Consider the following 11,849-nt stretch of genomic DNA (forward strand, 5'->3'; position numbering starts at 1 on the left):
CCCCCCCCCCCCCCCCCCCCCCCCCCCCCCCCCCCCCCCCCCCCCCCCCCCCCCCCCCCCCCCCCCCCCCCCCCCACACCCCATTCTTCACGCCCCCCCCCCCCCCCCACACCACCACTCTTCCCCCCCCCGCCGATCTCCCTATCGGCCCGGGGGCCCCCCCCGGCGCCGCCCGGGGGGCGCCAACGACCCCCCCCCGAGAGGGTGGCCGCACCGACGTGGGTGGCTCAGTGGTGGGACGTCCTCGGCCCGGTGCCGTGGTGGCGCAGCTGCTCGGTGCCGGTGGCGACGAGCAGCTCGGCCTCGACCTGCCACACGGCCTCGGCGTACGTGAGCGCGGCGCTGAGGCGGCGGTAGCCGGCGACGTCCTCCTCGCTCGGCACGACGCCCGCGGCCCACTGCCGGGTCAGGCGGTCGGCGGCCAGGTTGGCACGCTCGAGGGCGAGCTGGAGGGCGCGTGCCGCGCGGTCGTAGGGCGCTTCGGTCACCGGTCCCTCCTTCGTCCGGGCGGTCTCGGAGCCGGTGGTCGTCTTCCGCATGGGGGTTCCCTCGGGTCGAGGCTTCCTGCCGATGGGTGGTCGTGGGGAGGCCGTTGGGTGTATCAGCTGTCCCGAGACGGGCACCGCGGGCGGTGCGTGCTCACGACGCTACCCAGGCGGTCGGGCGCGGACACGCGATCCGGTTCCGCGGTTCTCTGATGAGGTATCGCCGCCTCGTCCCCGTGAGGCAGATCGCCTCGAAACAGGGAAACTCCGGTGTGGGCTTGGCGGATCGGGGAGACTGGGCCCAGCGTCGCCGGTTGGGAGGCCGCGGCGCTGACGGGGGAGGGACCCATGTGGAGCATCGTCGACCAGTTCGAGACACGACAGCAGGGCAGCGTGCCGCTGCGTCATCTGTGGCGTCGGGGGCAGTGGGCGATCCGGCCCAGTGAGGGTCCGCGTCATCAGGTACGACGCGTCGTGCTCGCCAACGCGCTGGCGCTGACCTCCTTCCAGGATCCCGCCGACCTGCACGACCTCGCCGAGCTCGCGCGCCAGCTGGGCGTCGCGCGCCTGACCGATCTGCAGGACGAGGTGCTCGCCGCGATCGACCCGCCCGCCCGCCGGCCGCGCACGACCGCGCTCGTCGTCCGGGTCGCCCGCGCGGCGTGGCACGAGCATGACGGAGGCGAGGAGGGCGACCGCGGCGTGTACGCCGACGTCGTCACCCACCTCCTGCTGCACCGCGACGACGATGCCGCGCCTGCGCCGGCCACGTCCCGCGCCGCCGTGCTCCGCGCCCTCGACGAGGGCAACGTGCCGTCGTGGCGCCGGCAGGCCTCGGCGATCGCGGCGGAGCCGTGGGCCGGCCCGGGCTCCGCCTGGATCGCCCTGCTCGACCCCAGCCGGGACGCCTTCGCCCTCGCCTGCCTGAGCGCCCACGTCGACCGTGCGCAGCGGGACGCGGCGGCGCAGGAGCGGGGCGCGGTCGCGAAGCACATCCGGCGCACGATCGCGGAGGCCGGAGTCTCCCAGCGCGAGTTCGCGCAGCTGATCGGAACGTCGCAGTCGCGGCTCTCGACGTACGTCTCCGGGACGGTGGTCCCCTCCGCGGCGATGCTGGTGCGGATCAGCCAGGCCGGCGACGGGCTGCGGCGCTCGGCCCGGTCGGGCTAGCCGGCCAGCGCTAGGGCTCGGGCGACGGGCCCGGTCCGGCGATCCGGACGGTGTCGACGAGGCTCTCGTCGGCGTACAGCAGCACTTCGGAGAGGAACTCCTCGGGAGACGCGGCATCGGCGGGTGCCCGCAGCCGGATCTCGAGCGGCCCGGGGGCGGCGCCGTCGTAGGCGTAGGTGCAGGTGAGCGGGTGCCACGGCGTGGCGATGCCGATGGCGGGGCCGTCCGGGCAGGACCAGCCGTCCGGCCAGGACGTGTGCTGATAGAGCACCGAGCGGGTGAACGTGACGACGACGCGCAGCGTGCGGGCGGGACCGCCGTCGACCTCGGGGAGGACGCTGAGCCGCCATCGTCCCGGCCCGTGGTCGTCGACGGGGCTCACGGTGACGTCGCCGAGTCGGGTGCACGGGGCGAGCTGGCCGAGGTCGCCGCCGAACCGGGTCGGCGCGTCCGACGCGAAGCGGTAGCCGGGCTCGGGGCTGGCGATGACGGTCCAGGGTCCCGTGCGGCCGTCGCCCTCGGTCAGCTCGTAGCGGACGCCCTCCGTCACCGGCAGGACCAGCCGCCCCGCGGTCTCACAGTCCGCGACCGGGTAGGCGGTCGGTGCCACGGGCGCCACCGCGACCGGCGGCACCACGGTCGGCGCCACCGTCGGGGTCTCGGCCGGGGTCTCGGCCGGGGTCGCAGTCGTCGCGGCGGCGACGGTCGGCCCGGGCTTCTCGGGCTCGGGTGTCGGGGTGGCCTTCTCCGGCTTCTCCGGCGTCGGTCCCGGAGGTGCGACCTGAGGTGCGACCTGAGGTGGGGCCGGAGGTGGGGCTTGAGGTGGGGCTTGAGGTGGGGCCGGAGGTGTGACCGGCGGTACGGGCTCGGGCGCCGGCACCGGTGCCGGTTTCGGCGGATCCGGTCGCGCCGCCGGCGCGGAGGGGGGCGTGGCCGTCGGCGCAACCGCCGCGGCCGGGTCGTCGGTCCTCGCCTCGGACAGCACGAAGCCGGTCGCGACGGCGAGCGCACCCGCCGCGGCGCCGGTGGCGAGCGTCATGCGGAGCGTGGTGGTCCGCGGGACCGGGACGACGAGACCGCCGCTCGCCGACACGGTCCCGCCCGCCAGCCAGGCGGCCGGCTTGGCCGCCGCGGGCAGCGCGCCGAGCAGCACGATCGGGAAGAGGTACGCCGCGAGGCGGGTGTTGAGCTGGTCCAGCATCAGGTACGCCGCGCTGCAGTCGACGCACGAGTCGAGATGGGTCGCCATCCGCGCCTGGGCGCCGCCGGTCAGCCGGCCGCGGACGTGGCGGCTGAGCCGTGGCCGGGCCCACGCGCATCCCTCGCCGACGGGGGCGCCGGCCAGGTGCCGGTCGAGGTAGGCCTGGCGCAGGCCCTCGCGCGCGCGGTGTGCCAGCGAGGAGACCGCGCGAGCGCGCATGCCGAGGATCTGCGCTGCTTCCACCGGCTTGCGGCCCTCGACCTCGAGGTGCCACAGGACCCGCTGCCACGACTTGGGCAGCGTCGCGAACGCCTCGCGCGCGGTGTCCGCGTCGACGCCGTCGAGGACGGCGTCCACCGGCGGCACCTCCGTGTCGAGCAACCACTGCTGGTCGGACGAGGGTCGCTCGCTCGGGCGGCGGTGCGACTCGCGGAAGCCGTTGCGGATCGTGACGTGGAGGTAGGCCCGGAAGTCCGCGATGGAGCCCGGCTCCACGCGCAGTCGGGCGATCACGCGCGCGAAGGACTCCGCGACGAGCTCCTCGGCCTCGCCGGGTCCGACGAGGATCGTGGCCAGGCGTCGTGCGTCGTCGACGTGGTCGCGGTAGAGCTTCGCCGCGTCATCGTTCGATGGCGCGCGGTCAGGCATGTTGTGTGGTCCCCCCGGTCGGAGCTGCGAGGCCCCGGCCCACGCGCAACGTCTGTCGCGTCGTACCCCGCATGCTACGTCCCCTACCCCGGTGGCAGCGGGCTTTGCCTACCCCAAGGTAAAAGTTTCAGGTTTCGCGTGATATTTGGCGGCGTTCCGCATCTAGTTCTGCAGGTGTCGCTCTCGGGACGCCGTGTCCGAACCGTCCTCATGAGAAGCCGCCGATCGATGAGCAACGCACCCAGCCGCCTGCATCCTGTCCACCCCGCGACGACGTCCGCCGTCATCGAGGCGGTGCTCGCGCGCCGCGAGCGGGTCCGCCCGGGCGACCGGGCGGTCTGGGACCGGTTCCTCGCCCTGCTCGACGAGCGTCCGGACGATCCGCGCTCGGCTCGGCTCTACGCCGTCGTGGCGAACCTCGTCGCTGTCGTCGCCTTCGCCGACGCCGACGACCACGTGGTCACCGCGCAGCTGGCCGAGGCGGTGGGGGAGAAGCAGCTCGCCCGTCTCCAGCACCGTGCCGCGGCGCTGCTCGAGGTCGACTCCGGTCGGCGCTGGACCGCCGACGCCTGCCGCCGGTGGACGGCCGACGACGTCCCTGCCGAGGTGGCGGCGAGCTGTGCCGCGACGGCGTACGCGCTGGTGCTGCACGACGTCGAGTCCGTCCCCTCCGCGACCCCGGTGCGGACCGTCGGTCAGCTCCTCGCGCTGCTGGCGCGCGGCTCGGTCGCCGAGTGGCGCGCCCACCTCGGCATCGTCGCCGCCAGCCCTTGGGGGCCCTATGCGCACGAGCTGCTCCGGCTGGCCGAGCGGAGCAGGTCGCCTCAGGCGCAGGCCGTCGTCGAGCAGGCGGTCGCCCGGTGCCGTGAGCGGCGCGAGGCGTCGGAGCGCGCACTGGTCGCGCGCGACATCAAGGCGTGCATCGTCCGCGCCGGCATCTCGCAGCGTGAGTTCGCCGCCCATGTCGGCACCTCGCCCTCCCGGCTCTCCACCTATGTCACCGGCGCGGTGGTGCCGTCGGCGGCCATGCTGCTGCGGATCCGCCGGGTCTCGCGCCTGCTGCGGGACCGGTCCGCCGAGGAGCTCGCCGCGAGCCGGGGCGCGTGACGGGGGCTCCGCCGACCGTCACCCGCTCAGATAGGACTGCAGCCCGGCCATCGCCCTGTCGATGATCTCGGGCAGACCCGGGGCGTCGGCGTCGGGCTCGGCCAGCCACGCCTCGTACGCCGACAGCGAGATCGCCAGGGACACGTGGCCGGCGACCTGCGGGACGAGGTCGTCCGGGCGCGCGCCGGTGCGCAGCGCGACGTGCTCGGCGATCACCCGCCGCCACTCGGCGTACCGCAGCACCGAGTGCGCCTGCAGCTCGGGTGTGGTCAGGATCAGGCGCATGCGCTCGCGGTGCGGTGGCCGCGCGTCCGCGGGGAAGCGGTTGAACTCGACCACTCCGCGGTGGATCGCGGTGTGCACGGGGAGGTCGTCGGCCTGCTCGGCGAGCAGCGCCCGGAAGTGGTCGAGGGTCCGGTCGAACCGGCCCCACGGGATGTCGTTCTTGGACTGGTAGTAGCGGAAGATCGTCCGCTTCCCGACGCCGGCCTCCCGGGCGATGGCCTCCATGGTGGTGCCGGCGAAGCCGTGGGTCGCGAAGAGCCGGAACGCGGCCTGCTCGATCGCCGCGTGGGAGGTGGCGACGGGTCGTCCCCGTGCGGACGAGCGCGTCGGAGTCGGGCCCTCGGCCACCACATCAGGCATCGCGTCGGAAGTTAGCACGTCCCCACCCTTCCATTTTGGCATCGAGTGCCATTAGTGTGGCGCGAACCACAACCGACGAGGAGATCACGATGAACCCTGAGTTGAACACCGGGATCGAGAACCAGGCGGAGCTGGCGGCCGAGGACCTCATCGAGGAGGTCTCGATCGACGGCATGTGCGGCGTCTACTGATGGACGCCCTGCTGGGGGAGCCGTGGACGCTCTCGCCGTCGGTGGCGTTGCGACCCGAGCCCTTCGGGGCGCTGGCCTACCACTTCGGCAACCGGAAGCTCACCTTCCTCAAGCGGCCCGAGCTGGTCACCGTCGTCCGCGCCCTCGCCGCGGCGCCCGACGTACGGACCGCGCTCGAGACCGCCGGTGTCCCGGCCTCCCAGCACGCCGCCTACGCGGCGGCCCTGCGCGGCCTCGCCGCGACCGACATGATCCGCCCCCGCACGACCGTCCAGGAGGCACCGCGATGACCCTCGCGCCCGAGCGCCCACAGACCGCGAGCCTGGTCCAGCAGTTCGAGTACGGCCTCGACGCACCGATCTGCCTGACCTGGGAGCTCACCTACGCCTGCAACCTGGAGTGCGCGCACTGCCTGTCGAGCAGCGGCCGGCGCGACCCGCGCGAGCTGAGCACCGAGCAGTGCAAGGCGGTCATCGACGAGCTGCAGCGGATGCAGGTCTTCTACGTCAACATCGGCGGCGGCGAGCCGACGATCCGCCCCGACTTCTGGGAGCTCCTGGAGTACGCCGTGAACCATCAGGTCGGCGTGAAGTTCTCCACCAACGGCGTGCGGATCACGCCCGAGCGCGCCCGCTTCCTCGCGAGCCCCGCGTGTGGGGGCTACGTCGACGTGCAGATCTCCCTCGACGGCGCGACCGCCGAGGTCAACGACTACGTGCGCGGGCCCGGCTCCTACGACACCGCGCTGCGCGCCTTGCAGAACCTCCAGGACGCCGGCTTCCAGGACGCCAAGATCAGCGTCGTCTGCACGCGCCAGAACATCGGCCAGCTCGACGAGTTCAAGGCCCTCGCCGACAGGTACGGCGCCACGCTGCGCCTCACCCGGCTGCGCCCCAGTGGTCGCGGTGCCGACGTCTGGGACGAGCTGCACCCCAGACCTGCGCAGCAGCGCGAGCTCTATGACTGGCTGATGGCGCACACCGCGGACGGCGAGCAGGTGCTGACCGGTGACTCGTTCTTCCACCTCGCCGCCTTCGGCGAGTCCCTGCCGGGGCTCAACCTGTGTGGCGCCGGCCGCGTGGTCTGCCTGATCGACCCGGTCGGCGACGTCTACGCCTGCCCGTTCGCGATCCACGACAACTTCCTCGCCGGCAACCTGCTCGAGGGCGGCTTCCAGCAGGTCTGGCAGACCTCGCCGCTGTTCCAGGAGCTGCGCTCCCCCCAGACCGGAGGCGCGTGCGCGAAGTGCGAGTTCTACGACTCGTGCCGCGGCGGCTGCATGGCGGCGAAGTTCTTCACCGGGCTGCCGCTCGACGGCCCCGACCCCGAGTGCGTCCAGGGGTACGGCGAGCAGGCGCTCGGTCAGCTGGGGGGCGAACGGGTGATCCCGCCCGCGAGCCAGGACCACTCCAAGGCCAACCCCACCCGCAACCAGCCGGTGATGCTGAAGCTGCTCACCCGCCCGCCCGTCTCCGACTGTGCGGAGAGCCCGCTCGCCGGCTTCGACCCCGACCCGAGGAACCCATGAAGATCGAGAACCCCTGGAAGCAGAACCCCTGGTTCGAGTCCGTCGCCGTGGCCCAGGAGCGCGCTCGCAAGCGCCTGCCCCAGCCGGTGTACGGCGCACTCGTGGCCGGCTCCGAGCGCGGCCAGAGCGTGACCGACAACCAGGCCGCCTTCGCCGAGCTCGGCCTCGCGCCCCATGTCGTCGGCCAGCTCCCCGAGCGCAGCCAGGCCACGACGGTCTTCGGGCACACGATCGGCAGCCCGGTCATCATCAGCCCGACCGGCGTCCAGGCCGTGCACCCCGACGGCGAGGTCGCCGTCGCCCGCGCCGCGGCCGCCCGCGGCACGATCATGGGCCTGTCGAACTTCGCGTCGAAGTCGGTCGAAGAGGTCACCGCGACCGGTGCGACGACCTTCTTCCAGATGTACTGGACCGGCGAGCGCGACACGATGGTCCAGCGGATGACCCGCGCCCACGAGGCCGGCGCCCAGGGCCTGATCGCCACGCTGGACTGGTCGTTCTCGATGGGCCGCGACTGGGGCAGCCCCGAGATCCCGGAGAAGGTCGACCTCAAGGCGATGGTCCGGCTGGCCCCGAAGGTCGCCACCAAGGGCCGCTGGCTGTGGCAGTTCGGCCAGCAGTTCCGCCAGACCGGCAAGCTGCCCGACCTCACCGCTCCCAACCTGGCACCTCCGGGCCCGGACGGTCGACTGGGGGAGCCGCCGACCTTCTTCGGCGCCTACTACGAGTGGATGACCACCCCGCCGCCCTCGTGGGAGGACGTCGTGTGGATGCGCGAGACCTGGGGACAGATCAGCGGGACGCCCTTCGTGCTCAAGGGCGTCTGCCGGGTCGACGACGCGCTCCGGGCGGTCGACGCCGGGGTCGCGGGCATCTCGGTGTCCAACCACGGTGGCAACAACCTGGACGGTACGCCGGCCGCGATCCGCATGGTCCGCCCGGTCGCCGAGGCGGTCGCCCGGGCATCGGCCGGTCAGGTCGACGTCGTGATGGACGGCGGCGTGCGGCGCGGCTCCGACGTCGTCAAGGCGCTCGCCCTGGGCGCGAAGGCGGTGCTGATCGGCCGTGCGTACCTGTGGGGTCTCGCCGCCAACGGCCAGGCCGGCGTGGAGAACGTCCTCGACGTGCTCTCCGGCGGTGTCGACTCCGCACTGCGCGGGCTCGCCCTGTCGTCGACGGCCGAGCTGCGGCCCGAGCACCTGCTCATCCCCGACGGCTTCGACCGCGCGCTCGGCGTGCCCGAGCCGGCGGCCGCGGGGCGCTGACGATGGCCCTGGAGCTGGCGGCGGCGACCTCCCCCGGCCTGCCGGCCGGGGCGACGGTGCTGGTCCCGGTCGGCTCGATCGAGCAGCACGGCCCGCACCTCCCGCTCGACACCGACACGGTCATCGCCACCGCCGTGGCCACGGAGGCCGCGCGGTACCTGTCGCTGCGCCACCACGAGATCCTGGTGGCGCCGGCGCTGGCCTACGGCTCCAGCGGCGAGCACCAGGACTTCCCCGGCACCAGCTCGATCGGGACCGACGTACTGCACCAGGTCGTCGTCGAGCTGGCCCGCTCGATGCGCACCTGGGCGCGGCGTCTGGTCCTGGTCAACGCCCACGGCGGCAACCTGACGGCGCTGCGTGGCGCCGTACGCCAGCTGACCGCCGAGGGACATGACGTCGACTGGGTCGCCTGCGCGACCGAGGACGTCGACCTGCACGCCGGGCGGACCGAGACCTCGCTGATGCTGCACCTCGCGCCGTGGCACGTGCGCCTGGGCCGGGCCGAGGCCGGCAACACCGACCCGCTCGAGGAGCTGCTGCCCGCCATGATCGCGGGCGGCGTCAAGGCGGTCTCGCCCAACGGGGTGCTCGGCGACCCGGCGGGTGCGAGCGCCGCGGAGGGCGCCGTCCTCCTCGCCTCGATGGTCGGCGACGTCGTGCGTGCGGTGAGCGGATCCTGATGACCGACCGGGTGGACCCTCGGGTCGTGCTGGTCACCGGCGCCGCGCGCGGGATCGGCGCGGCGACCGTCCGTGCGCTCGTCGCCCGCGGCAACCGGGTGGTCGCCGTCGACGGGTGCGCCGGGCCGCCGCTCGCGACCCGGGCCGAGCTGGACGCCGTCGTCGCGGCGGGAGGCGACCAGGTCGCCGGCCAGGTCGTCGACGTCCGGGACCGGGCCGCGCTGGCCACCGCCGTCGACCTCGCCCTCGCCCGCTGGGGTCGTCTCGACGCCGTGGTCGCCGCCGCCGCGGTGATCGCCGGCGGCCGGCCGCTGTGGGAGACCCCGGAGGCCGACCTCGACCTGCTGTGGGACGTGGACGTCAAGGGCGTGTGGAACACCGCGGCCGTCACCGTGCCGGCCATGCTGGCCGGGCCCGACCCAGCGGGCTGCCGGTTCGTGGCGATCGCGTCCGCGGCGGGCACCCACGGGCTGTACCACCTCGCGGCCTACAACGCCGCCAAGCACGCGGTCGTCGGACTGGTGAAGGGCCTGGCCGCCGACCTGGTCGGCACCGGCGTCACCGCCTGTGCGGTCTCGCCCGGATCCACCCGGACCCCGATGCTCGAGGCGACCGCGGACCTCTACGGACTGCCCGGCGTCGAGGGATTCGCCGACAACCAGCTCGTGCGGCGGGTCCTCGACCCCGCCGAGGTCGCCGCGGCCGTCGCGTTCTGCTGCTCGGTCGAGGGTGCGGTCGTCAACGGCTCGGTCGTGCACGCCGACGGCGGGTTCGCGCCGTGACCACGACGGCGGCCGCGGGCACCGCGTTGCCCGACGGCTTCGTCGTCCGGCTCCGTGCCGACCTCGTCCGTGCCGACCGCGGCCGGCTGCTGGTCGGGGGCTCACCGGTGCGGGTGGTCCGGCTCAGCAGCCAGGCGCGGCGCCTGCTGGCCGGCGGGCGACTCACCGTGGACGGCCCGGCGACCGCGGCCCTCGCCCGCCGCCTCCTGGACGGCAATCTCGCCGACCCGGTGCTCGACGGGTGCGCGGTGCCGCTCGCCGACCTGACTGTCGTCGTACCCGTCCGCGATCGACCGGAGCAGCTCGACCGCTGCCTGGCCGCCCTGGTGCCGCTCCAGGTCGTCGTGGTCGACGACGCCTCGTACGACCCCGTCGCCGTCGCGCGCGTCGCCCGCCGCCGCGGTGCCCGGGTGATCGCGCTGTCCCGCAACCGCGGCCCCGCGGGCGCCCGCAATGCGGGCCTCGACCAGGTCCGCACGCCCCTCGTCGCGTTCGTCGACTCCGACGTGGAGGTCGACGCCAGCGCCCTCCTCGATCTTGCCCGCCACTGCGCGGACCCGCTCGTCGCCCTCGTCGGTCCCCGGGTCGTCGGCCGGGTCGCCGGCCGGGTTGTCGGCCGGGTTGTCGGTCGGCCGGACAGGCGGCCCCGGTGGTTCGAGCGGTACGACGCCGTCGCGTCCTCCCTCGACCTCGGCCGGGTCGGCGGCAGGGTGCTCCCGGGCGCGGCGATCGGCTGGCTGCCGTCGGCCTGCCTGGTCGGCCGGACCGAGTCGCTCCGCGCCGACGACGGGGACGGACGGGGGGTCGACGGCTTCGAGGACGCCTGGCGCGTCGCCGAGGACGTCGACCTGGTGTGGCGCCTCACCGACGCCGGACACGTCGTCCGCTACGACCCGGCGGTCGAGGCCCATCACGACGTCCGGCCGAGCGTGCGGACCTGGCTCGGCCGCAAGTTCGTCTACGGCACCGGTGGCGCCGACCTCGCCGCCCGGCATGGCGACAAGGTCGCCCCCGCCGTCCTCTCCGTCCCGGTCGCGCTCGGTGCCGCCGCCGTCCTCCAGCGCCGCTGGTGGTCGGTCCCCGTCGCAGCCGTCGTGGTCGCCGCGACCACGCGATCCGTGCGCCGGCGCCTGCCCGAGGGCGAGGACTCCACGGCGGTCGCCGCCCGCCTCGCGGCGCGCGGCCTGGGCTGGGGGATCCGCCAGGAGTCCGCGCTCCTGCTCCGGCACTGGTGGCCGGCCGCCGCGGTCGCGACGGTCCTCAGCCGCTCCGCGCGGCGGGCGGTCCTGACGGCCGTCGCCGTCGATCTCGCGGTGTTCCTGCGGGACCGCCCGGGCATCGACCCGGCCACGGCGCTGGCGGCCCGACGGCTGGACGACCTGGCCTACGGCGCCGGACTGTGGTGGGGCGCCCTCCGCCGCCGCAGCCCACGGTGCCTGGCGATCCGCTGGACCCGTCGCCGCTGACTCTCCCAGTCGTGCAGGCACAGCCGCTTCAGCGGCGACTCCTGCCTGGACGTCACCCGGCGTACGACGGGGCCGGCACGTCCTTCATCGCCGGGTCGAGCTCGATCCCCTGGGCGAGCAGCGTGGCCGCCTCGTCCTCGCGGCCCAGATGCCGCAGGGCGAAGCCGAGGCGCATGTGCGTCGCGGCGTCGTCCGGCTTCACGTCGAGCACCCTGCGGTAGAGGTCGACCGCGGTGTCGAGGTCCGCCTGCTCGGTGAGGAGGGCGAGGTTGTAGAGCGCCGGCGCGAACTCCGGGTCGGTGGTGAGGGCCTGGTTGTACTCGTCGATCGCCGTGGCCACGTCGCCGTCGTCCTGGGCGAGGAAGCCGAGGTTGTAGTGCGCGTAGGCGTTCGCCGGATCGAGCACGAGCACCGCCGCGAAGATCTCCCTCGCGCCGTCGAGGTCGCCGGCGGAGATCCGCTCCAGCCCGGTCGCGACCAGGGTGTCCGCGGCGCTGGCGGAGGACGACGCGGTGTCCGCCGGACGGCCGCCGCCGTCCTCGTTCCCGCCGCCGCACCCGCCGAGGAGGACGGCGCCGACGAGAGCCAGCGCGCCGAGCGCGGCCGCGGTGCGGGGGTGGCGGCGGGCTGGGATCGTGGGCACGGAGGGACCTTTCGTCGTGCGGGCGGATGACGCTG

Annotated in this window: 13 protein-coding genes; 9 read left to right on the plus strand and 4 right to left on the minus strand. The window is 74.5% G+C overall.

The genetic code is table 11. The annotated features are described in order from the left end of the window. Window positions 1-227: 227 nt before the first annotated feature. Complete coding sequence (locus tag KVF89_RS18780; RefSeq protein WP_257427655.1) at window positions 228-539, minus strand: hypothetical protein; 312 nt, start codon at window positions 537-539, stop codon at window positions 228-230. A gap of 294 nt (window positions 540-833) precedes the next feature. Between KVF89_RS18780 and KVF89_RS18785 the strand changes: the two genes are divergently transcribed. Then, window positions 834-1,655, plus strand: coding sequence for a helix-turn-helix domain-containing protein (locus tag KVF89_RS18785; RefSeq protein ID WP_257427656.1), 822 nt, complete (start codon window positions 834-836; stop codon window positions 1,653-1,655). Between the two features lie 10 nt (window positions 1,656-1,665). Here KVF89_RS18785 and KVF89_RS30135 read toward each other — a convergent pair whose 3' ends face one another. Then, window positions 1,666-3,504, minus strand: coding sequence for a sigma-70 family RNA polymerase sigma factor (locus tag KVF89_RS30135; RefSeq protein ID WP_273475525.1), 1,839 nt, complete (start codon window positions 3,502-3,504; stop codon window positions 1,666-1,668). Between the two features lie 228 nt (window positions 3,505-3,732). Here KVF89_RS30135 and KVF89_RS18795 point away from each other — a divergent pair, with 228 nt between their 5' ends. After that, window positions 3,733-4,611 carry a helix-turn-helix domain-containing protein gene (locus KVF89_RS18795; protein WP_257427658.1) on the plus strand — a complete coding sequence of 293 codons (879 nt, stop codon included), beginning with the start codon at window positions 3,733-3,735 and terminating at the stop codon, window positions 4,609-4,611. 18 nt (window positions 4,612-4,629) lie between these two features. Here the strand turns inward: KVF89_RS18795 and mftR are convergent, their stop codons facing one another. Next, window positions 4,630-5,256: a mycofactocin system transcriptional regulator MftR gene (mftR, locus tag KVF89_RS18800; protein WP_257427660.1), complete on the minus strand. Its 627-nt coding sequence runs from the start codon at window positions 5,254-5,256 to the stop codon at window positions 4,630-4,632. A gap of 89 nt (window positions 5,257-5,345) precedes the next feature. Between mftR and mftA the strand changes: the two genes are divergently transcribed. The 7 genes from mftA to mftF are packed head-to-tail and all read left to right on the plus strand — an operon-like array spanning window position 5,346 to window position 11,171. Beyond that, on the plus strand, window positions 5,346-5,447 hold the full coding sequence (gene mftA, locus KVF89_RS18805) for a mycofactocin precursor MftA (RefSeq protein WP_257427662.1): 102 nt from the start codon (window positions 5,346-5,348) through the stop codon (window positions 5,445-5,447). Beyond that, window positions 5,447-5,737, plus strand: a complete 291-nt coding sequence (mftB, locus tag KVF89_RS18810; protein ID WP_257427664.1) for a mycofactocin biosynthesis chaperone MftB — start codon at window positions 5,447-5,449, stop codon at window positions 5,735-5,737. The genes mftA and mftB overlap by 1 nt, the downstream gene beginning before the upstream one ends. Continuing rightward, window positions 5,734-6,975 (plus strand): mycofactocin radical SAM maturase, encoded by a 1,242-nt coding sequence (mftC, locus tag KVF89_RS18815; protein WP_257427666.1) that lies wholly within the window; start codon window positions 5,734-5,736, stop codon window positions 6,973-6,975. Before mftB ends, mftC begins: the two co-directional genes overlap by 4 nt. Then, window positions 6,972-8,240 (plus strand): pre-mycofactocin synthase MftD, encoded by a 1,269-nt coding sequence (mftD, locus tag KVF89_RS18820; protein WP_257427667.1) that lies wholly within the window; start codon window positions 6,972-6,974, stop codon window positions 8,238-8,240. Before mftC ends, mftD begins: the two co-directional genes overlap by 4 nt. Window positions 8,241-8,242: 2 nt before the next feature. Next, on the plus strand, window positions 8,243-8,923 hold the full coding sequence (gene mftE / locus KVF89_RS18825; protein WP_257427669.1) for a mycofactocin biosynthesis peptidyl-dipeptidase MftE: 681 nt from the start codon (window positions 8,243-8,245) through the stop codon (window positions 8,921-8,923). After that, a complete protein-coding gene (locus KVF89_RS18830; protein ID WP_257427670.1) occupies window positions 8,923-9,705 on the plus strand; it encodes a mycofactocin-coupled SDR family oxidoreductase in 783 nt (260 codons plus the stop codon). The genes mftE and KVF89_RS18830 overlap by 1 nt, the downstream gene beginning before the upstream one ends. Next, window positions 9,702-11,171 (plus strand): mycofactocin biosynthesis glycosyltransferase MftF, encoded by a 1,470-nt coding sequence (mftF, locus tag KVF89_RS18835; protein WP_257427671.1) that lies wholly within the window; start codon window positions 9,702-9,704, stop codon window positions 11,169-11,171. Before KVF89_RS18830 ends, mftF begins: the two co-directional genes overlap by 4 nt. A 52-nt stretch (window positions 11,172-11,223) precedes the next feature. Here mftF and KVF89_RS18840 read toward each other — a convergent pair whose 3' ends face one another. Beyond that, window positions 11,224-11,814 carry a tetratricopeptide repeat protein gene (locus tag KVF89_RS18840; protein ID WP_257427673.1) on the minus strand — a complete coding sequence of 197 codons (591 nt, stop codon included), beginning with the start codon at window positions 11,812-11,814 and terminating at the stop codon, window positions 11,224-11,226. Window positions 11,815-11,849: the final 35 nt, after the last annotated feature.

The organism is Nocardioides carbamazepini (genome assembly GCF_024614185.1).
GTDB lineage: Bacteria > Actinomycetota > Actinomycetes > Propionibacteriales > Nocardioidaceae > Nocardioides > Nocardioides carbamazepini.

What these genes read in the sequence shown, in the direction of transcription:
- KVF89_RS18780 (WP_257427655.1), bottom strand. Translation starts at nt 539, where the DNA reads ATGCGGAAGACGACCACCGGCTCCGAGACCGCCCGGACGAAGGAGGGA.
- KVF89_RS18785 (WP_257427656.1), top strand. Translation starts at nt 834, where the DNA reads ATGTGGAGCATCGTCGACCAGTTCGAGACACGACAGCAGGGCAGCGTG.
- KVF89_RS30135 (WP_273475525.1), bottom strand. Translation starts at nt 3,504, where the DNA reads ATGCCTGACCGCGCGCCATCGAACGATGACGCGGCGAAGCTCTACCGC.
- KVF89_RS18795 (WP_257427658.1), top strand. Translation starts at nt 3,733, where the DNA reads ATGAGCAACGCACCCAGCCGCCTGCATCCTGTCCACCCCGCGACGACG.
- mftR (WP_257427660.1), bottom strand. Translation starts at nt 5,256, where the DNA reads ATGCCTGATGTGGTGGCCGAGGGCCCGACTCCGACGCGCTCGTCCGCA.
- mftA (WP_257427662.1), top strand. Translation starts at nt 5,346, where the DNA reads ATGAACCCTGAGTTGAACACCGGGATCGAGAACCAGGCGGAGCTGGCG.
- mftB (WP_257427664.1), top strand. Translation starts at nt 5,447, where the DNA reads ATGGACGCCCTGCTGGGGGAGCCGTGGACGCTCTCGCCGTCGGTGGCG.
- mftC (WP_257427666.1), top strand. Translation starts at nt 5,734, where the DNA reads ATGACCCTCGCGCCCGAGCGCCCACAGACCGCGAGCCTGGTCCAGCAG.
- mftD (WP_257427667.1), top strand. Translation starts at nt 6,972, where the DNA reads ATGAAGATCGAGAACCCCTGGAAGCAGAACCCCTGGTTCGAGTCCGTC.
- mftE (WP_257427669.1), top strand. Translation starts at nt 8,243, where the DNA reads ATGGCCCTGGAGCTGGCGGCGGCGACCTCCCCCGGCCTGCCGGCCGGG.
- KVF89_RS18830 (WP_257427670.1), top strand. Translation starts at nt 8,923, where the DNA reads ATGACCGACCGGGTGGACCCTCGGGTCGTGCTGGTCACCGGCGCCGCG.